This window comes from Chitinimonas koreensis (genome assembly GCF_014353015.1).
GTDB lineage: Bacteria > Pseudomonadota > Gammaproteobacteria > Burkholderiales > Chitinimonadaceae > Chitinimonas > Chitinimonas koreensis.
In genome coordinates this window covers 4,689,168-4,709,028 of sequence record NZ_CP060704.1, presented here as the reverse complement: position 1 = coordinate 4,709,028, position 19,861 = coordinate 4,689,168, and the positions used below count along the sequence as shown (strand labels likewise).

General features: G+C 70.2%; 17 protein-coding genes. 11 read left to right on the top strand and 6 right to left on the bottom strand.

What is annotated here, in order from left to right:
* Positions 1-28 precede the first annotated feature (28 nt).
* The gene (locus H9L41_RS19885; RefSeq protein ID WP_265583852.1) at positions 29-169 is read right to left on the bottom strand and encodes a DUF1289 domain-containing protein; all 141 of its coding nucleotides are present in this window, start codon (positions 167-169) and stop codon (positions 29-31) included.
* A gap of 202 nt (positions 170-371) precedes the next feature.
* On the opposite strand from H9L41_RS19885, the gene H9L41_RS19880 reads away from it, so the two are divergent.
* Together H9L41_RS19880 and hutI are read left to right on the top strand one after the other, a co-directional pair.
* On the top strand, positions 372-1,469 hold the full coding sequence (locus H9L41_RS19880; RefSeq protein ID WP_187523548.1) for an ABC transporter substrate-binding protein: 1,098 nt from the start codon (positions 372-374) through the stop codon (positions 1,467-1,469).
* Positions 1,470-1,955: 486 nt separating this feature from the next.
* Positions 1,956-3,188 carry an imidazolonepropionase gene (gene hutI, locus H9L41_RS19875; protein WP_028444939.1) on the top strand — a complete coding sequence of 411 codons (1,233 nt, stop codon included), beginning with the start codon at positions 1,956-1,958 and terminating at the stop codon, positions 3,186-3,188.
* Positions 3,189-3,438: 250 nt separating this feature from the next.
* Here hutI and H9L41_RS19870 read toward each other — a convergent pair whose 3' ends face one another.
* The 3 genes from H9L41_RS19870 to H9L41_RS19860 all read right to left on the bottom strand — a co-directional run bounded on the left by H9L41_RS19870 (position 3,439) and on the right by H9L41_RS19860 (position 6,410).
* Positions 3,439-4,254: a quaternary amine ABC transporter ATP-binding protein gene (locus H9L41_RS19870; RefSeq protein ID WP_051318737.1), complete on the bottom strand. Its 816-nt coding sequence runs from the start codon at positions 4,252-4,254 to the stop codon at positions 3,439-3,441.
* A complete protein-coding gene (locus tag H9L41_RS19865; protein ID WP_034606085.1) occupies positions 4,251-5,120 on the bottom strand; it encodes an ABC transporter permease in 870 nt (289 codons plus the stop codon). Before H9L41_RS19865 ends, H9L41_RS19870 begins: the two co-directional genes overlap by 4 nt.
* Positions 5,121-5,360: 240 nt before the next feature.
* Positions 5,361-6,410: an ABC transporter substrate-binding protein gene (locus tag H9L41_RS19860; RefSeq protein ID WP_211236813.1), complete on the bottom strand. Its 1,050-nt coding sequence runs from the start codon at positions 6,408-6,410 to the stop codon at positions 5,361-5,363.
* A 112-nt stretch (positions 6,411-6,522) separates the two neighbouring features.
* Between H9L41_RS19860 and hutG the strand changes: the two genes are divergently transcribed.
* Entirely contained in the window at positions 6,523-7,461 is a 939-nt protein-coding gene (gene hutG, locus H9L41_RS19855) for a formimidoylglutamase (RefSeq protein ID WP_028444942.1), read from the top strand.
* Positions 7,462-7,582: 121 nt separating this feature from the next.
* On the opposite strand, the gene H9L41_RS19850 is transcribed toward hutG, so the two are convergent.
* A complete protein-coding gene (locus tag H9L41_RS19850; RefSeq protein ID WP_034606087.1) occupies positions 7,583-9,028 on the bottom strand; it encodes a protein adenylyltransferase SelO in 1,446 nt (481 codons plus the stop codon).
* A 120-nt stretch (positions 9,029-9,148) separates the two neighbouring features.
* On the opposite strand from H9L41_RS19850, the gene H9L41_RS19845 reads away from it, so the two are divergent.
* A complete protein-coding gene (locus tag H9L41_RS19845; protein WP_028444944.1) occupies positions 9,149-9,859 on the top strand; it encodes a substrate-binding periplasmic protein in 711 nt (236 codons plus the stop codon).
* A gap of 36 nt (positions 9,860-9,895) precedes the next feature.
* Here the strand turns inward: H9L41_RS19845 and H9L41_RS19840 are convergent, their stop codons facing one another.
* Positions 9,896-10,453, bottom strand: coding sequence for a GNAT family N-acetyltransferase (locus H9L41_RS19840; RefSeq protein ID WP_028444945.1), 558 nt, complete (start codon positions 10,451-10,453; stop codon positions 9,896-9,898).
* 249 nt (positions 10,454-10,702) lie between these two features.
* Between H9L41_RS19840 and ybaK the strand changes: the two genes are divergently transcribed.
* From ybaK to mutY, 7 genes are all read left to right on the top strand, one after another.
* Positions 10,703-11,197: a Cys-tRNA(Pro) deacylase gene (gene ybaK, locus H9L41_RS19835; RefSeq protein ID WP_028444946.1), complete on the top strand. Its 495-nt coding sequence runs from the start codon at positions 10,703-10,705 to the stop codon at positions 11,195-11,197.
* Between the two features lie 332 nt (positions 11,198-11,529).
* Positions 11,530-12,933, top strand: a complete 1,404-nt coding sequence (gene mdtD, locus H9L41_RS19830) for a multidrug transporter subunit MdtD (RefSeq protein WP_028444947.1) — start codon at positions 11,530-11,532, stop codon at positions 12,931-12,933.
* Positions 12,934-13,041: 108 nt separating this feature from the next.
* Entirely contained in the window at positions 13,042-14,157 is a 1,116-nt protein-coding gene (locus H9L41_RS19825) for a beta-ketoacyl-ACP synthase III (protein ID WP_028444948.1), read from the top strand.
* A gap of 346 nt (positions 14,158-14,503) precedes the next feature.
* The gene (locus tag H9L41_RS19820; protein ID WP_028444949.1) at positions 14,504-16,093 is read left to right on the top strand and encodes an ABC transporter substrate-binding protein; all 1,590 of its coding nucleotides are present in this window, start codon (positions 14,504-14,506) and stop codon (positions 16,091-16,093) included.
* A gap of 96 nt (positions 16,094-16,189) precedes the next feature.
* Positions 16,190-17,776 carry an ABC transporter substrate-binding protein gene (locus tag H9L41_RS19815; protein WP_034606088.1) on the top strand — a complete coding sequence of 529 codons (1,587 nt, stop codon included), beginning with the start codon at positions 16,190-16,192 and terminating at the stop codon, positions 17,774-17,776.
* Positions 17,777-18,082: 306 nt separating this feature from the next.
* Positions 18,083-18,526 carry a VOC family protein gene (locus H9L41_RS19810; protein ID WP_028444951.1) on the top strand — a complete coding sequence of 148 codons (444 nt, stop codon included), beginning with the start codon at positions 18,083-18,085 and terminating at the stop codon, positions 18,524-18,526.
* Positions 18,527-18,794: 268 nt separating this feature from the next.
* Positions 18,795-19,853 carry an A/G-specific adenine glycosylase gene (gene mutY / locus H9L41_RS19805; RefSeq protein WP_051318738.1) on the top strand — a complete coding sequence of 353 codons (1,059 nt, stop codon included), beginning with the start codon at positions 18,795-18,797 and terminating at the stop codon, positions 19,851-19,853.
* Positions 19,854-19,861: the final 8 nt, after the last annotated feature.

The following is a 19,861-nucleotide window of genomic DNA, read 5'->3' as shown; positions in this document are numbered from 1 at the left end:
CGCGGAGGAAGGTAACGGCGCCGGCGCGTCAGCCGCGGCAGCGCAGCCAGGGCGGCGTCTGGCCGCGGGCGCGCCAGTGCGCCTCGAGCCGCTGCCAGACCGCTTCCTTCTCGGCCTCGGTCATGAACACCCAGTTGGCCACTTCGATGAAGCTGCGGCCGCAGCCCATGCAGGTCTCGTCGCCGAGCGCGGTGGAGCACAGGGCGACGCAGGGGAATCGGGCGGGTGGCGGTCATGGCGGGCGGGGCGGCGGGGAGGGCCGATTCTAGCGCAGCCGGCCGGGACGGGCCTGCGCCGGGCCGGCGGCTTCATGAGCGGATAACAATATGACGGCACATTGGCGGCCTAACCGTTTCCCCCGGACCGCCGCCATGCTCCGTTCCCTGCTGCCTGCCCTGTGCAGCTTCCTGTGCATCCTCGCGTCCGCCGCCGCGGCCGGCGCGCCGATCAACGTCGTGCAGGTGGCCGACCAGAGCGGCCCGAACGGCGACACCGGGCGCGACTTCGTCACCGGCGCGCGGGTGTATTTCGACCAGCTCAACGCGCGCGGCGGCATCAACGGCCGGCCGGTCAACCTGGTGGTGGCCGACGACGGCGGCGAGCCGGCAGCCACGCTGGCGCTGAGCCGCAAGCTGGTGGCCGAGCAGCGGCCGCAGGCGCTGTTCGGCTATATCGGCGCCGACGGCATCCGCGCGGTGCTGGCCGACAAGGCGCTGGCCGGCCTGCCGCTGGTGGCGCCCTACCTCGGCATCGACGTGAAGGGCGAGGGCGGCGTCTACTACCTGCGCGCCGGCCTCGCCGCGGAGGTCGGCAAGATCGCCCGCATCGCCAATGCCAGCGGGCTGACGCGGCTGGCGCTGGTCAGCGGCGAGGACGCGCTGGGTCGCGCCGCGCGCCTCGAGGTACCGGTCCGGCTGGCCGAGGTGAAGGCCGCGCTGGTCGGCCAGGCCGGGCTGCCGACCGACAGCATCGAGGTCGAGGCCGCCGCGGCGCGACTGGCGGCCAGCAATCCGCAGGGCGTGATCCTGGCCGCGCCCACCGTCAGCTCGGCCGCCTTCGTGCGCGCCTACCAGGCGCTGCGGCCCGGTACCCAGTTCTATGCGCTGAGCTGGGTCAACCCGCAGACGATGCGCGAATTCCTCGGCCCCGAGTCGGTACGCGGCGTGGCGGTCAGCGCGCTGGTGCCCTCGCCCTACAATCCGCTGTCGCCGATCGCGCGCGAATTCGTCGCGACGCTGAAGAAATACCGCGACGAGCCGCCGAGCTACGCCTCGCTCGAGGGCTATATGGCCGCGCGCATGCTGGCCGACAACCTGCGCGCGGCCGGCGGCGAGGGCGGCGTCGCGCTGCGGCGCGCGCTGGACGGCTACCAGGCCGATGTCGGCGGCGCGGTGCTGTCGCTGCGCGGCGGCCAGCGCGCTTCGCGCTATGTCGACATGGCGGTGTTCTCGCGGCGGGGTTGCTGGTGAATTGAGTGCGGGCGAGGGGTGAGGGTTAGGCGTGAGGGGTAACCCCTTCGAGTGAGGGGGGAGGTGTTAGGGGTGAGGGTAACCCCATCCCCTCCCAGCCTCCCCTTGAAGGGGAGGAGCGGGGCGCGCAAGGTTCAAACGTCAGTGATCGTCAGACCTGTCGCAATGCGGCCCCCTCCCCTTCAAGGGGAGGGTTGGGGTGGGGATGGGGTTACCCCTCACCCCTCACCCCTCACCCCTCACCCTCACCCCTCACCCCTCACCCCTCACCCCTCACCCCTCACCCCTCACCCCTCACCCTCACCCCTCACCCCTCACCCCTCACCCCTCACCCCTCACCCCTCACCCCTCACCCCTCACCCCTCACTCCTCACCCCTCACTCCTCACGTCTTCCCTGCTACCCGCCGGACTTCGGATGCGGGAAAATCCGCCCGGCGCCGCGGCAGCGATCGGCGGCGCACCCTTCCATTCCTGCCTGCGCCGCCATGTCCGCCACCCTGATCCGCAACGTCCACCTGGCCACCATGGCCGACTCCGCCGCGACCGCCAACGGCGCGGGCTACGGCGAGCTGCGCGACGCCGCCCTGCTGGTGCGCGACGGCCGCATCGCCTGGCTCGGCCGCGCCGACGCGCTGACCGGCGAGATCGCCGCCGGCGTGGCCGAAGAGATCGACGGCGAAGGCGGCTGGCTCACGCCCGGGCTGATCGACTGCCACACCCACTTGGTCTTCGGCGGCGACCGCTCGCACGAATTCGAGCTGCGGCTCGAAGGCGCCAGCTACGAGGAGATCGCCCGCGCCGGCGGCGGCATCCGCTCGACCGTGGCGGCCACCCGCGCGGCCGGCGAGGACGCGCTGTTCGCCGCCGCGCGCGGCCGGCTGGCGCGGCTCGAGGCCGAGGGCGTCACCCGGGTCGAGATCAAGTCCGGCTACGGCCTCGATTTCGACAGCGAGCGCCGCATGCTGCGGGTGGCGCGCCGGCTCGGCGCGGCCGGCGGCGCCGCGGTGCACACCACCTACCTGGCCGCCCACGCGCTGCCGCCCGAATACCAGGGCCGCCAGGACGACTACGTCGCCGCCTGCATCGCCTGGCTCGGCATCCTGCACGGTGAAGGGCTGATCGATGCGGTCGACGCCTTCTGCGAGAACATCGCCTTCAGCCCGGCCCAGGTGGAACGGCTGTTCGACGCCGCCGGCGCGCTCGGCCTGCCGGTCAAGCTGCACGCCGAGCAGTTGAGCGACCAGGGCGGCGCCGGCCTGGTCGCGCGCCGCCGCGGCCTGTCGGCCGACCACCTCGAGTGGCTCGACGCCGACGGCATCGCCGCCATGGCCGCGGCCGGCACGGTGGCGGTGATGCTGCCGGTGGCCTTCTATTACCTGCGCGAGACCAGGTTGCCGCCGATCGACGCCCTGCGCGCGGCCGGCGTGGCGATGGCGGTGGCGACCGACTGCAACCCGGGCACCGCGCCGTGCACCAGCGCGCTGCTGGCGCTCAACATGGCCTGCACGCTGTTCCGCCTGACCCCGGCCGAGGCGCTGGCCGGCATGACCTGCCACGCCGCGCGCGCGCTCGGCGTGCAGGACCAGGCCGGCACGCTCGAAGTCGGCAAGCGCGCCGACCTGGCCCTGTGGCGCATCGGCCGGCCGGCCGAGCTGTGCTACTGGCTCGGCGCGGCGCCGCTGGCGGGACGCTGGGTGGGCGGCGTGAAGATGGCTTGATTGCCGCGGAGGCTCGGCTACAGCAACGGCCTGTACACGGAGGCCCGCCAAGGAAACCGGCCGAGGTTTTCCTTGGCGGGCCTTCCGACTATCGGCTTTGGGTGGCGAAGTGATGTCGCCACCGCCCCGCCGACGCTGGCGCGCCCCCGTAGGAGCGGCTTCAGCCGCGAATGGTCGTTCCGTCCACCATCGCGGCAAGCGCCACGATTCGCGGCTGAAGCCGCTCCTGCAGGGGGCGCATCGCTCCCGGTCAGCCCGCTGCCGCCCGCCGCTCGACGAAGCGCCGCACGTAGTCGTCGGCCGGCGCCGCCAGGATGCGTTCCGGCGTATCGACCTGCACCACGCGGCCGTCGCGCAGGATGGCGATGCGCTGGCCCAGCCGCAGCGCCTCGTCCAGGTCGTGGGTGATGAACACCACGGTCTTGCCCAGCGCCGCCTGCAGCTCGAGCAGCTGCGCCTGCATCTCGGCGCGGATCAGCGGATCGAGCGCCGAGAACGGTTCGTCCATCAGCAGGATCGGCGTATCCATCGCCAGCGCGCGCGCCAGGCCGACGCGCTGGCGCATGCCGCCCGACAGCGCATCCGGCAGCGCCGCGGCATAGCCGGCCAGGCCGACCCGTTCGAGCCACTCGGCCGCCCGCGCCTGCGCCCGCCGCCGCGGCTCGCCGCGCACCTCGAGGCCGTAGGCGACGTTGCCCAGCACGTCGCGGTGCGGCAGCAGGCCGAAGCCCTGGAACACCATGCTGACCTTGTGGCGGCGGTAGTCGCGCAGGGCCGCCGCGCCGTAGCCGAGGATGTCTTCGCCGTCGACCTCGATGCGGCCGGCGCTCGGGTCGACCAGGCGGTTGAGGTGGCGCACCAGCGTCGACTTGCCCGAGCCGGACAGCCCCATCACCACGAAGCGTTCGCCGGCGCCGATCTCGAGCGAGACGCGGTCGAGCCCGGCCGTGCTGCCGGTGGCGGCCAGCACCGCGGCCTTGTCCTCGCCGGCGGCCAGCCGCGCCAGCGCCTCGCGCGGCGCCGGGCCGTAGACCTTGCTGACCTCGATCAGGCGGATGCGGCTCATCGGCGCGGCTCCGCGGTCCGGCGCGCGCGCGGCCGGCCGTAGGCCTGGCCGATGCGGTCGGCGACGATGGCCAGGATCACGATGGCGAGGCCGGCCTGCATGCCGCGGCCGACGTCGAGCGTCTGGATGCCGGCCAGCACGTCCTCGCCCAGGCCGCGCGCGCCGATCATCGAGGCGATCACCACCATCGCCAGCGCCATCATGGTGGCCTGGTTGATGCCGGCCATGATGGTCGGCCGTGCCTGCGGCAACTGCACGGTGAGCAGCAGTTGCCAGCGCGTGGTGCCGAACGACCAGGCCGCCTCGGTCAGGCCCGGGTCGACCTGGCGGATGCCGAGGTCGGTCAGCCGCACCAGCGGCGGCAGGGCGTAGACCACGGTGGCCAGGATCGCCGGCACCTTGCCCAGGCCGAACAGCATCAGCACCGGCACCAGGTAGACGAAGCTCGGCAGCGTCTGCATCACGTCGAGCACCGGCAGCAGCACGCGCCGGAGCCGGTCGGACCAGGCCGCCGCGATGCCGAGCGGGATGCCGATCGCGAGTGCCAGCGCGAGCGCCACCAGCATGATGGCCAGTGTCTGCATCAGCGCGTCCCACAGGCCGAAGCAGCCGATCAGGTACAGCAGCGCGGCGAGGCCGAGGCTGCGCCCGGCACTGCGGCTGGCGTGCCAGGCCAGGAGCGCGACCGCCAGCAGCACCAGCCACGGCGGCGCCGCGCGCAGCACGCTTTCGAGCGGCAGCAGCACGCCGCGCAGCAGCAGGCCCGACAGCTGGCGGAACTGGTCGCCGTACTGGCCGACCAGCCATTCGACGGCATGGTTGACGGCGTCCTTGAACGACAGGGGGATGAAGAAGGGCGTGCTCATCTGGGGTGTGAGGAATAAGGGGATGGATGTGAGGGGGTAACCCGAGTGAGGTGTGAGGGGTTAGGTGTGAGGTGTAACCCATCCCCTCCCCAGCCCTCCCCTTGAAGGGGAGGGAGCAGGGCTGCGACGCAATGACGATCAGTGCCGGTAGATGCGGCGCTGAACTACCCCTCCCCCTTCAAGGGGGAGGCCGGGAGGGGGATGGGTTACACCTCACGCCTAACCCCTCACGCCTCACCGCTAGAGCCCCGCCGCGATCCGCGCCGCCGCATCGGCCGGCACCCACTTGCGCCAGACCGCCGGATTGGCCTTCATCCAGGCGCGCGCCTGCGCGCGGGCGTCGACCTTGCGCTCGGCCATCTCGGCCAGCGCGCGGTTGAGCTGGTCGAGCGGCACGTTGAATTTCTCCAGCATCCCCACCAGCACCGGATCGGACTCGGCGAACGGTTTGGACACGCCGGCCTGGATCAGCGCGGCCGGCGAGGCCGAGCCGCACGGCGCCGGGTGGTCCTTGTCGGCCAGCGTGGCGAAGCAGCGCGCGTCGTAAGCCGGCTCGGCCAGCCGCACGAAGCGGTACTTGCCCATCAGCGCGGTCGGCGACCAGTAGTACAGCAGCACCGGCTTGCCGCGCAGGATGGCCGAGGCGATCTCGGCATCGAGCGCCGCGCCGCTGCCGGGGCGGAAATTGACGTAGCTGTCGGTCAGCTTGTAGGCCTTGAGCTTCTGGCTGTTGACGCCCTCGCAGGTCCAGCCGGTCGGGCAGTTGAGGAAGCGGCCCTTGGCCGGCTCCTCCTCGTCGGCGAACACCGCCTTGTAGCGCGGCAGGTCGCCGACCGACTTCAGGCCCGGCGCCAGCGGCTTGATCTTGCGCCGGGCATCGCCGTTCACCACGTAGTCGGGCACGTACCAGCCCTCGGCCGCACCCTCGATCACGTGGCCGACCGCCTTCACCTTGCCGGCGCGCGCGGCGGCGTTCCAGGCGTCGCTGCGGCCGACCCATTCCTCGGCCAGCAGCTGGATGTCGTCGTTGGCCAGCGCCGTCTCCATGGTCACGGTGTTGCCCGGCACGGTCTCGGTGCGGCAGCCGTAGCCGTGCTCGAGCACCAGCTGCAGCGTCGCGGTCAGGAAGGCGCCGCTCTCCCAGTCCAGCCCGGCCAGCTTCACCGGCTTGCCCGCCTTGCACCACGGCGAGGCCGCCGCGCCGGCCGCCTGCGCCGGCTGGCCCGCCAAGAGGCAGGCCAGTGCGGCCAGCGTGCCGGCCGCGATCGATTTTCCGTTCCCCATCCTCATGATTTACCCTTGTCGATGATCGAAGACACGCCACCGTGCAGACTCATTTAAGCCGGCGGAATTCAACCCTGCGCGTTTTTCCGCCGCGTTTCGCCCCACAGGACATCCTCCCATGCATACCCCGTACGACCCGACGCTCTGGCAAGGCCGCATCGACGCCGAGGAGGGCGCGCTGGCGCGCCGCTGGCACGAGCGCATCCAGGGCCTCAATCCCGACGCGCCGGCCGGCGTGGCGCTGCTCGGCTTCGCCAGCGATGCCGGCGTCGCACGCAACCACGGCCGGCCCGGCGCCGCCGACGGCCCGGTGGCGATCCGCCGCGCGCTGGCCAACCTGGCCTGGCATCACGAGGGCCACGTCTACGACGCCGGCGACGTGCGCTGCCAGGGCGACGAGCTGGAAGCGGCCCAGGCCGAGCTCGGCCGCCAGGTCGCCCACCTGCTGGCCGACGGCCACTTCCCGCTGGTGCTGGGCGGCGGCCACGAGATCGCCTACGGCAGCTTCCTCGGCCTGGCCCGCCACGCCGAGACCCAGGCGCGGGTGCCGACCATCGGCATCGTCAACCTCGATGCCCACTTCGACCTGCGCGCCGGCGCGCGCGGCAGCTCGGGCACGCCGTTCCGCCAGATCGCCGACGCCTGCGCGGCCAACGGCGCGCCGTTCAACTACCTGGTCTACGGCATCTCCGAGCCGGGCAATACCGAGGCGCTGTTCCACCGTGCGCGCGAACTCGGCGTGCAGTGGCGCGGCGACGAGGACTGCGGCCGCGAGAACCTGGAAGACCTGCTCGACGCGCTGACCTTCTTTGCCGACGAGGTCGACTGGCTCTACCTGACGGTCTGCCTCGACGTGCTGCCGGCCGCGGTCGCGCCGGGCGTCTCGGCGCCGGCCGCGCGCGGGGTGGAACTGGCGGTGGTGGAAGCGCTGATCGACGCCGCCAAGGCGACCGGCAAGCTGATGCTGGCCGACATCGCCGAACTGAACCCGGCCTTCGACCGCGACGGCATCACCGCCAAGGTGGCGGCGCGGCTGGCCTGGCGGCTGGCGCGCTGAGGCGGCTGGGGACCGCAAAGGACGTGGAGTGATGTAGGTCGGGCTTTATGCCCGACAGCGCCCTGAATCGGGTCGCTGTCGGGCATAAAGCCCGACCTACCGGTGCACTCGCGGCCCGTGCCTAGGACGAGCAGCTCACCGACAGATCCTGCGCCCAGTCGGGCGGCAGGCCGGCATAGGCCTCGTGTTCCGGCTGCTCGTCGAAGGGGCGTGCCAGCAAGGTCCGCAGCCGGTCGATCTCACCGAAGTCGCCGGTCTTGGCGGCGCGGATCGCCGCCTCGGCCAGGTGGTTGCGCAGCACGTACTTCGGATTGACCGCCCGCATCGCCGCCTGCCGCACCGCATCGACCGAGCCTTCGCGCGCCAGCCGCGCGCGGTAGTCGGCGGCCCAGCCGTCGAATGCCGCGCGGTCGACCAGCAGGTCGCGGACCGGCGCATTGATCGCAGCGGGCGCGCTGTCGAAATCGCCCAGCTTGCGCCAGAAGATGGTCCAGTCGGTGCGGCCGGCCTGCAGCAGGTCGAACAGCCGGGTCAGCAGCCGCCAGTCTTCGTCCTCCTGCGTCGTCAGGCCCAGCTTCGCGCCGAAGCGCGCGGTCAGCGCCTCCTCGAACTGCGGCTGGTAGCGCTTGAGCGCCGCTACCGCGGCGTCGCGGTCGAGCAGCGGCAGCAGCGCCTGGGCCAGGCAGTGCAGGTTCCATAGCCCGATCTCGGGCTGGTTGGCGTAGCTGTAGCGGCCGCCAGGGTCGGAATGGTTGCAGATGTGGCCGGCGTCGAAGCCGTCGAGGAAGCCGAACGGGCCGTAGTCGAGCGTCAGGCCCAGGAGCGACATGTTGTCGCTGTTCATCACGCCGTGGCAGAAGCCGACCGCCTGCCAGCCGGCGATCAGTTCGGCGGTGCGCGCGATCACCGCCTCCAGCATGGCCTGGTAGGGGTTGGCCGCCTCGAGGCAAGCGGGGTAGTAGCGCGCCAGCGCATAGTCGGCCAGCTGCTTCAGCGATTCGTGCTCGCCCTTGTAGAAGAAATGCTCGAAGTGGCCGAAGCGCAGGAAGCTCGGCGCCACCCGCGTCACCACCGCGGCGGTCTCCAGCGTCTCGCGCCAGACCGGCTCGGGCGAGGCCACCAGCGCCAGTGCGCGGGTGGTCGGGATGCCCAGGCCGTGCATCGCCTCGGAGCACAGGTATTCGCGGATCGACGAGCGCAGCACCGCGCGGCCGTCGCCCATGCGCGAGTAGGGCGTCTCGCCGGCGCCCTTGAGCTGGATCTCCTGGCCGGCCAGCTCGCCCAGCAGCAGCGCGCGGCCGTCGCCGAGCTGGCCGGCCCAGGCGCCGAACTGGTGGCCCGAGTAGACGGTGGCGATGCTGGCCGGTGCACCGGGAGAGGCGTTGCCGGCCAGCAGCGCGGTGAGGCCGGCGGCGGCGTCGAGCGTGGCCGGCAGGCCGAGCGCCACGGCCAGCTCGCCGTTCCAGGCGGCCAGGCGCGGCTCGGCCAGCGGCGTGGGCGCGACCTGCGAGTAGAAGGCCGGGCCGAGCGCATGCAGGCCGGCGGCGAAAGGGAGATCGGGAGTCATCGGCAATATCCGTCGGGTTTGCGCCGATTCTAAGCTTTCTCCGTCTGCCGGACTGGCGCAGCCGGCCCATGACGGGCTAAGTTCGTAAGGCAAGCAGAAAATAAATCGAGGGACTGCGCCATGACCCGAACCGCCGCCGCCTTGCTGCTCGCGCTGGCCCTGCCGGCGCGGGCGCTCACGCTGTACACCGAGGACTACCCGCCGTTCAACATGATGGAGGCCGGCGTGGTCAGCGGCATCTCCACCCTGGTGCTGCGCGAAGGACTGCACCGCGCCGGGCTCGGCGCGCATTTCGAACTCCTGCCGTGGACCCGCGCGCTGAGCCTGGCGCGCACGCGCGAGGACAGCTGCGTCTACTCGGCGGTGCGCACGCCCGATCGCGAGGGCGATTTCAAGTGGATCGGCCCGCTGGTCGAGGATCACATCGCGCTGTTCGCCCGCGCCGACAGCCCGATCAAGCTGGCCCGCATCGCCGATGCGCGCGCCTATCGCGTCGGCGGCTACCAGTCGGACGCCTACGGCGACTACGTCGAGCGGCAGGGCGTGACGCTGGAGCGCGCGCCGGCCGACCTGCACAACCTGCCCAAGCTGCGCGCCGGCCGCATCGACCTGTGGGTGGCCGGCGCGATCAGCGGCCGCTACCGCGCCCGGCGCGACGGCTATGCCAACGAGATCCGCGAGGTGGTGCGCGGCGGCGATCCGCGTTCGACCCAGATGTGGCTGGCCTGCAATCTGCGGCTGGACGACGAGGTGTTCCGCCGGCTCGACGAGGGCGTGCGCGCGGCGATCGCCGAGGGCGTGGTCGCGATCTATACCTCGCGCTACCAGTAGCCGCCGCTCCACCGCCGGTCTTCGGCCGCTGTGGGTTCAGCCCGGCGGCGACCGGCGGGCCGCCTTCCATTCCTCGGCCAGGAGACCGAACACCAGGTCGTCGGCCCAGCCGCCCTTGAACCACAGGCTCTGCCGCAGATGGCCTTCCTGGCGCATGCCCACCCGCCGCAGCAGCCGGGCCGAGGCGAGGTTGGCCGGGTCGCAGCTGGCGTGCACGCGGTGCAGGCCGCAACTGCCGAACAGCCAGTCGAACAGCGCCGCGAACGTTTCGGCGGCGTAGCCCTGGCCCTGGTGCTGCGGCGCCAGCGTGATGCCGAGTTCGGCCTGGCGGCCGTCGGCCGACAGGCAGACGGCGCAGTCGCCCAGCAGCGCGTCGTCGCTGCGCCGGGCGATGGCGATCTGGCGCCATTCGCCGGGGCTCGGCGGACGGGCGGCGTCGCACTCGGCGAACAGCGCCTGGGCCGATTCGAGCGGGTAGGGCACGTCGAAGCCCTGCCAGTGGGCGACTTCGGGGTCGTTGCGGTAGACCATGAAGGTGGCCAGGTCGGGCTCGGCCAGTGGGCGCAGGCGGAGGCGTTGAGTTTCGATCAGCATGGGGGATTGTAGGAGAGCGGGGTGAGGTGCGAGGGGTGAGGGGTGAGGGGTAACCCCATCCCCACCCCAGCCCTCCCCTTGAAGGGGAGGGAGCCGCATTGCGACACGTCTAATCATCTCTGACGATCGAACCTTGCGCGTCCTACTCCTCCCCCTTCAAGGGGAGGTTGGGAGGGGATGGGGTTACCCCCTCCCCTCCCGCCTCACACTCTTTTAGAATCCCGCCCATTCCCCGCGCCGGAACCGCCCATGAGCCAGGACAAAGCCCCCGTCACCCAGGCCGTCCGCGTGCTGCGCCAGCACAAGGTCGCCTTCACCGAACACCTGTACGACTACGTCGACAAGGGCGGCACCGCCGAGTCGTGCCGGCAGCTCGGCGTGCCCGAGCATGCCGTGATCAAGACGCTGGTGATGGAGGACGAGGCGAAGAAGCCGCTGATCGTGCTGATGCACGGCGACTGCGAGACCTCGACCCGCAACCTGGCGCGGCAGACCGGCCGCAAGCACGTCGAGCCGTGCACGCCCGAGGCGGCCAACCGCCACACCGGCTACCTGGTCGGCGGCACCTCGCCGCTGGGAACCAAGAAGCCGATCCCGGTCTACATCGAGAAGACCATCCTCGAGCTCGACCGCATCTACCTCAACGGCGGCAAGCGCGGCTTCCTGGTCGGGCTCGATCCCAAGGCGCTGCTGCCCATCCTGCAACCCGTACCCGTCGAAGTCGCCAATCCCCATGAGGCTTGAGTGCTGCGAAGACCGTTGCAGGATGCTGTAGGAGCGGCTTCAGCCGCGAATGGCGACGGTTGGACTCTCACCATTCGCGGCTGAAGCCGCTCCTACATAGCCCCAAGCGCCACGGCGGTAGCCGGCATGAGCGCAGCGATATGCCTAGCTACAGCTCCAACGGAGAGCGAACGAGCGCAGCGAGGCTCCCTCGCGGCGGCGAGGGCGGGGGAGTAGGGATGGATCGGGACGGCGCCCGACGGTTGGGCTCTCACTAACGGTAAGCGCCCGGCTCCGCCGGGCGCCAGCACAACTGGTCGAATCACACGAATCATGACTACGGAGCCAGCGTCGTGAACACGCCCGACCGCAATCGCCCCCTGCTCTGGCTGGTGGCGCTCGGCTTCTTCATGCAGGCGCTCGACGCCACCATCCTCAACACCGCGCTGCCCAGCATCGCCGCCAATCTCGGCGAGAGCCCGCTCAGGATGGAGTCGGTGGTGATCGCCTACATGCTCACGGTGGCGCTGCTGATGCCGGCCTCGGGCTGGCTGGCCGACCGCTTCGGCACCCGCCGCACCTATTACTTCGCGGTGCTGGTGTTCGCCATCGGCTCTTTCCTCTGCGCCGAATCGCGCCAGCTGTGGCAACTGGTGGCGGCGCGGGTGGTGCAGGGCATCGGCGGCGCGCTGCTGATGCCGGTCGGCCGGCTCGCCGTGCTGCGCGTCTTCCCCGGCAAGCAACTGGTGGCGGCGCTGAGCTTCGTCACCCTGCCGGGCCTGGTCGGGCCGCTGATCGGGCCGACGCTGGGCGGCTGGCTGGTGCAGGCGGCGTCGTGGCACTGGATCTTCCTGATCAACCTGCCGGTCGGCCTGGTCGGCGCCTGGGCGGTACGGCGCTACATGCCCGACTACGTCAGCCTCGACCGCGCGCCGTTCGACTGGCCCGGCTACCTGCTGCTCGGCGGCGGCATGGTGATGCTGTCGCTGGGCCTGCAGGGCCTGGGCGAGCTCGGCTTCGCCCGCGCCTGGTCGACGCTGCTGCTGGTCGGCGGGCTGGCCGCCATCGTGGCCTACTGGCTGCATGCCGGCCGCGCCGAGGAGCCCTTGTTCGACCTCGCGCTGTTCCGGGTCCGCAGCTTCGCGGTCGGCATCTTCGGCAACCTGTTCGCTCGCCTCGGTAGCGGCGCCATGCCCTTCCTGATGCCGCTGTTCCTGCAGGTCGGCCTCGGCTTCACGCCCCTGCAGGCCGGCTTCGCGCTGGTGCCGAGCGCGCTGGCGGCGATGACGGTGAAGACCTTCGCCGAGCGCGTGCTGACGCGCTGGGGCTATCGCCGGGTGCTGACGGTGAACACCGTGCTGGTCGGCGCGATGATCGCCAGCTTCGCGCTGCTCGGCCCGGCCACGCCGGCCTGGTGGCTGGCGCTCCACATGGCCTGCTTCGGCGCGATCAATTCGATGCAGTTCACCGCCATGAACACGGTGACGCTGAAGGATCTGGAAGGCCCGCTGGCCAGCGGCGGCAACAGCCTGCTGTCGATGACCATGCAGCTGTCGATGAGCCTCGGCGTGGCCAGCGCCGCGGCGCTGCTGTCGGCCTTCTCCAAGCACTTCGGCCATCCGCACGGCGCCGACGACCATACGCTGACGGTGTTCCGCGCCACCCTGGCCTGCGTCGGCGTGCTCGGCGCGGTGGCGGCGACGGTGTTCGCCCAGCTCGACGACGCCCCGCCGGCCGCGGAGGAAGGGACGCCGTAGCCCGCGCCGCCGTGCTGCGAAGCCGCCGCGGCCCATCTGCTATCATCGCGCCCATTCGAATGCTTGCTCGAAAGCAAGCACCCCCAACGGATCAAAGGGTTGGCCGCCATGCATCAAGCCGTCATCACCGGCACCGGGCTGTTCACGCCGCCGGACGTCGTCACCAACGCCGAACTGGTGGCGAGCTTCAACGAATACATCCGCCGCTGGAACGACGACCACGCCGACGCCATCGCCCGCGGCGAAATCGAGGCGCGGGCCGAGAGTTCGGTCGAGTTCATCGAGAAGGCCTCGGGCATCAAGCAGCGCCACGTGCTCGACCGCGAGGGCATCCTCGACCCCGAGCGCATGTGCCCGCGCATCGCGCCGCGCGCCAACGAGGAGCTGTCGGTGATGGCCGAGATGGCCGTGGCCGCCGCGCGCCAGGCGCTCGAGCGGGCCGGCCGCACGGCGGCCGAGGTCGACGGCGTGATCTGCGCCGCCAGCAACATGCCGCGCGCCTACCCGGCGCTGGCGATCGAGGTGCAGGCCGCGCTCGGCATCGGCGGCTGGGCCTTCGACATGAACGTGGCCTGCTCCTCGGCCACCTTCGGCATCGAGCAGGCCGCCAACGCGGTTCGCAGCGGCGGCGCCGGCGTGGTGCTGATGATCAATCCGGAAGTCTGCTCGGCCCACCTCGAGTGGCGCGACCGCGACTGCCACTTCATCTTCGGCGACGTCGCCACCGCGGTGGTGGTCGAGCGCGCCGCCGACGCGCGCGTGGCCGGCTACGAGATCCTCGGCACCCGACTCGCCACGGTGTTCTCCAACAACATCCGCAACAACGCCGGCTTCCTCAACCGCTGCGAGGACAAGACCGGCGACCTGCGCGACAAGCTGTTCGTGCAGGAGGGCCGCAAGGTGTTCAAGGAAGTCTGCCCGATGGTGGCCGAGCACATCGCCGGCCACCTGGCCGCGCTCGAGCTGGCGCCGGCGCAGGTGAAGCGCTTCTGGCTGCACCAGGCCAACCTCGGCATGAACCAGCTGATCGCCCGCCGCCTGCTCGAACGCGAGCCGACGGCGGAAGAAGCGCCGGTGATCCTCGACCGCTACGCCAATACCTCGAGCGCCGGCTCGATCATCGCCTTCCACCTGCACGGCGATCTCGCGCCGGGCGAAGTCGGGGTGATCTCGAGTTTCGGCGCCGGCTACTCGGTCGGCAGCGTTGTAGTTAGGAAACAGTAGCTACACCTCGGCAAGGTCGCGCTTGCGCGGCGCAAAAGCCGCTGCCGGCGCGCCTTCGGCACTGCCCCGGATGCCGCAAGTGTCAGAAAGATCAGGATTGACGCAGGGCGCGGCGGCGCGCCGGCGCGGCCGTCCGGGATCGGCCCGGGGCCGGCTTGGCGGCTCGCTTCACCACGACGTCATCCGGATACGCCGGCTCTCTGTTTTCGCCATGACGGCTGTGTTACCGTCTCGCGCCATGCGGAACCCCGCATCCAAGTCAACGAGTGCCGGCCGCGGCCACGAACCCGTGCGTAGCGGTGGCGCCCATCCAAGCGTATGCATTCACACCCACGAGGATGAACTCATGAAGCGTCTGTCCGTGTTGTCCTTCGCGCTGGCCGCGGCCTTCGCCGCCGCCGGTGCTTCCGCCGCCTCCACGCTGAAGTACTGCTCCGAAGGCAGCCCCGCCGGTTTCGACCCGGGCCAGTTCACCGCCGGCACCGATTTCGACGCCTCGGCCGAGACCATCTTCAACCGGCTGGTCGAGTTCGAGCGCGGCGGCACCAAGGTCCAGCCGGGCCTGGCCGAGAAGTGGGACGTGAGCGCGGACGGCCTGAGCTACACCTTCCATCTGCGTAAGGGCGTGAAGTTCCACAGCAACGACAGCTTCAAGCCCACGCGCGACTTCAACGCCGACGACGTGGTGTTCACCTTCGAGCGCATGCTCAGCAAGGACCACCCGTTCCGCAAGGCCTATCCGACCGAATTCCCCTACTTCACCGACATGGGCATGGATGCCAACATCGTCAAGGTGGAGAAGATCGATCCGCAGACCGTCAAGTTCACCCTCAAGGCCGTCGACGCCGCCTTCCTGCAGAACCTGGCGATGTCCTTCGCCTCGATCAGTTCGGCCGAATACGCTGACGGCCTGCTCAAGGCCGGCAAGCCGCAGCAGATCAACAGCGCGCCGATCGGCACCGGCCCGTTCGTGTTCAAGAGCTACCAGAAGGACGCGGTGATCCGCTACGTGGCCAACAAGGATTACTGGAAGAAGGGCGAGGTGAAGGTCGACAACCTGATCTTCGCGATCACCACCGACAGCACCGTGCGGGCCCAGAAGATCAAGAGCGGCGAGTGCGACATCGGCTTCCAGACCAAGCCGGCCGATACCGCCGTGCTCAAGGCGGACCCGAAGATCACCGTGCTGAGCCAGGCCGGCTTCAACGTCGGCTACCTCGCCTACAACGTCAAGCACAAGCCGCTGGACAACGCCGCCGTGCGCCGCGCGCTCGACATGGCGATCAACAAGAAGGCGATCATCGAGGCCGTCTACCAGGGCGCCGGCCAGCCGGCCACCAACCCGATGCCGCCGACCCAGTGGTCGTACAACAAGAACCTCAAGGACGCCGGCTACAACCCCGACATGGCCCGCGCCAACCTGGCCAAGGCCGGCGTGAAGGATCTGACCATCACGCTGTGGGCGATGCCGGTGGTGCGTCCGTACAACCCGAACGGCAAGCAGATGGCCGAGATGATCCAGGCCGACTGGGCCAAGATCGGCGTCAAGGCCAACATCGTCAGCTACGAGTGGGGCGAGTACCTCAAGCGCGCCAAGCAGGGCGAGCACGACACCATCCTGGTCGGCTGGACCGGCGACAACGGTGATCCGGACAACTGGCTCGGCGTGAACCTCGGCTGCGACGCGGTCGGCGGCAACAACTACGCGCAATGGTGCTACAAGCCGTTCGACGACCTGATCATGCGCGCCAAGCAGACCACCGACGTCGCCAAGCGCACCGCCGACTACATGAAGGCGCAGGAGATCTTCAAGCAGGAACTGCCGTGGACCACGGTCGCCCACTCGACCGTCACGGTACCGATGAGCAAGAAGGTCCAGGGCTTCAAGATCAGCCCCTTCGGCCTGATGTCGTTCTCGGGCGTCACGGTCAAGTAAGCCGGCGTCGAGCCATGGGAAAAGGACAGGTCCGCCTGTCCTTTTTCGCGTCGTAAGGCTGCGCCTGCCGGCGCGGCGAGCGAGGAGAAATTTGCGATGAACCGATTCAAACTGAGTGCGGCGGCACTGGGCCTGGCCCTGGCCGCCACCGCGCAGGCCAAGCCGCTGGTGTTCTGCTCGGAAGCCGAGCCCGAGGGCTTCGACGGCGGCATGTACACCGCCGCGGTGACCCACGACGCGGCGTCCGAGGCGATCTACAACCGCCTGGTCGAATTCGAGAAGGGCGGCACCCGGGTGGTGCCGGCGCTGGCCGAGAAGTGGGACATCAGCGCCGACGGCCTGGAATACACCTTCCACCTGCGCCGCGGCGTGAAGTTCCACACCACCGACTGGTTCAAGCCCAGCCGCGATTTCAATGCCGACGACGTGCTGTGGACCTTCCTGCGCATGATCGACGACAAGCATCCGGGCGCCAAGGCCAGCCTGCAGGGCTGGCCCTACGCCAGCGACATGGGCTTCCCGGCGCTGATCAAGAAGATCGACAAGATCGATCCGTACACCGTCAAGTTCACCCTGAGCAAGCCCGAGGCGCCGTTCCTGGCCGACCTCGCGATGGGCTTCGCCGACGTGGTGTCGGCCGAGTACGCCCAGCAGCTTTCCAAGGCCGGCAAGGACGGCCAGATCGGCCTGTTGCCGGTCGGCACCGGCCCCTACGTGTTCAAGCGCTACGACAAGGGCGCGCAGATCCGCTACGAGGCCAACCCGAGCTACTGGCGCGGCAAGCCCGGCAGCGACAAGCTGATCTTCGCCATCACGGTCGACCCGGCGGTGCGCGCGCAGCGGCTCAAGCGCGGCGAGTGCAACTTCATGGTCTACCCCAAGCCGGCCGACAAGGCCATGCTCAAGGCCGACCCGAAGCTGACGGTGCTCGACCACAAGGCGCTGACCATCGCCTACCTGGCCTTCAACGTCCAGCACAAGAACCTGTCGGACAAGCGCGTGCGCCAGGCGCTGGCCTTCGCGCTGGACAAGCCGGCCATGGTCAAGGCGGTGTACGAGGGCTCGGCCGCGCCGGCCCACCTGCCGGTGCCCTCGACCATGTGGGGTTACGACAAGTCGATCCCGGCCTACACCCAGAACATTGAGAAGGCCAAGAAGCTGCTGAAGGAAGCCGGCTACCCGAACGGCTTCGAGATGTCGCTCTACGTGCGTAACGGCGGCGGCGGCACCAACCCGAATCCGAAGCTGACGGCCGAGATGATCCAGTCCGACTGGGCCAAGATCGGCGTCAAGACCAAGATCGTGGTGATGGAGTGGGTCGAGCTGCAAAAGCGCACCAAGGCCGGCGAGCACGATGCCACCATCTACGGCTGGGCCGGCGACAACGGCGATCCGGACAACTTCCTGACGCCCAACCTGACCTGCTCGTCCGCCGAAAGCGGCGAGAACCGCTCGCGCTGGTGCAACAAGGAATTCGACAAGCTGGTCGACCAGGCCAAGCGCGTGACCGACCTCAAGGAGCGCACCAAGCTCTACGAGAAGGCACAGAAGATCTTCATCGACGAGATGCCCTGGGCCTCGCTGGTCGAGCCGATGACGACGGTGGCGTTCCAGAAGAACGTGGTCGGCTTCAAGCCCAGCCCGTTCACCAACAACAACTTCGAGAACGTGACGGTCAAGTGATCCGACCGCGCATCGAACGGACGGCGGCCTCGGCCGCCGTTTTTCATGGCGCATCGGCATATGGCTCGCAGGAGCGGCTTCAGCCGCGCATGGTCGGCGTGGCTGCGAACGCCCATTCGCGGCTGAAGCCGCTCCTACGGCTCGCTTCGCGGTGGACGCAAGCGCAGGGCCTGTCTCGCCGCGGGCGCGCTATGGCACCGAATGCCGATCCGGCCGGCGTCTTGCGCCAGTCGGCCGGAACGCGCCGCAGCCGGCCGCTGTCCTTGGGTCTAGAACTCACGATATGTCCATCACAGGGAGCCGCCCATGGAACCGCGCCTGAGCTTCATCACCCTCGGCGTCGCCGACCTGCCGCGCGCCCGCGCCTTCTACCGCGACGTGGTCGGCTGGCCGCTGTCGGCCAAGAGCCAGGACGGCGTCGCCTTCTTCCAGCTCAACGGCTTCGTGCTGGCGCTGTTCCCGGCCGAGGCGCTGGCGCGCGACGCCGGCCTGCCCGAGTCGGCGGTGGGCGGCCATTCGCGCATCTCGCTGGCCTACAACGTGTGCGAGCGCGACGAGGTCGATGCGCTGCTGGCCGAGCTGGCCGGCCGCGGCGCCACCATCGTGCGGCCGGCGGCGGACGCGTTCTGGGGCGGCCGCACCGGCTACTTTTCCGATCCGGACGGCTACCTGTGGGAGGTGGCGTGGAATCCGGGCGGCTATCTCGATGCGGCGGGGAATTTCCATTTCGAGAATCGGCGGGCGCGGTAGGGATTGTGGGAAGAGGGAAGTGTGACCCCATCCCCACCCCAACCCTCCCCTTGAAGGGGAGGGAGCTGCACTGCGACACGTTTGACGATCACTGACGACTGGATTTCACGCACCCCGCTCCTCCCCCTTCAAGGGGGAGGCTGGGTGGGGGATGGGGTCACACCTCACACCTAACCCCTCACACCTAACCCCTCACACCTAACCCTCACACCTAACCCCTCACACCTAACCCCTCACACCTCACCCTCCACCGGCGATAATCGCCCCCATGCCCGATCCCTTCTCCACCCGCCTCGTCCGCTGGCAACGCGCCCACGGCCGTCACGACCTGCCTTGGCAGACCGACGATCCCTACCGTGTCTGGCTGTCCGAGATCATGCTGCAGCAGACCCAGGTCGCCACCGTGATCCCCTACTACCAGCGCTTCACCGAGTCCTTCCCCAGCGTGACCGCGCTGGCCGATGCGCCGCTCGACGAGGTATTGGCGCACTGGGCCGGGCTCGGCTACTACAGCCGCGCGCGCAACCTGCACCAGGCGGCGCGGATGGTGCGCGACCGCTTCGGCGGCGTCTTCCCGCCGAGCGCCGAAGGCCTGATCGAGCTGCCCGGCATCGGCCGCTCGACCGCGGCGGCGGTGGCCGGCTTCTGCTATGCCGAGCGCACCCCCATCCTCGACGGCAACGTCAAGCGCGTGCTGGCGCGCTGGGCCGGCATCGACGGCTTCCCCGGCGAGAAGAAGACCGAGAACAAGCTGTGGGCGCTGGCCGCCGGCCTGCTGCCGACGGATGCCGCCGACATGCCGGCCTACACCCAGGGCCTGATGGACCTCGGCGCCACCGTCTGCACGCCGCGCCGGCCCGATTGCCCGCGCTGCCCGCTGCGCGACGATTGCCGCGCCCATATCGAGGGCCGACAGGCCGAGCTGCCGACGCCGCGGCCGAAGAAGACCGTGCCCGAGCGCGCCACGCTGATGCTGCTGATCCGCCAGGGCGGCCAGCTGCTGCTCGAGCGGCGGCCGCCGACCGGCATCTGGGGCGGCCTGTGGAGCCTGCCCGAGGCCGAGACGGCGGCGCAGGCGGTGGCGCTGTGCGCCGAGCGCTTCGGCCTGGCCGCCACGCCCGGCGCGCCGCAGCCGGCGCTGGTGCACACCTTCACCCATTTCCGCCTGACCATCACGCCGCTGCCGCTCGAGGTGGCCGGCGAACTGCCGCGGGTGGCCGAAGCGGATGCACGCTGGTTCGCCCGCGGCGAGGCGCTCAAGGCCGGCATTCCGACGCCGGTGCGCAAGCTGCTGCTGGCCGAGGGGCGGCAAGAGAGCTTGTTCTAGAGCGGCTT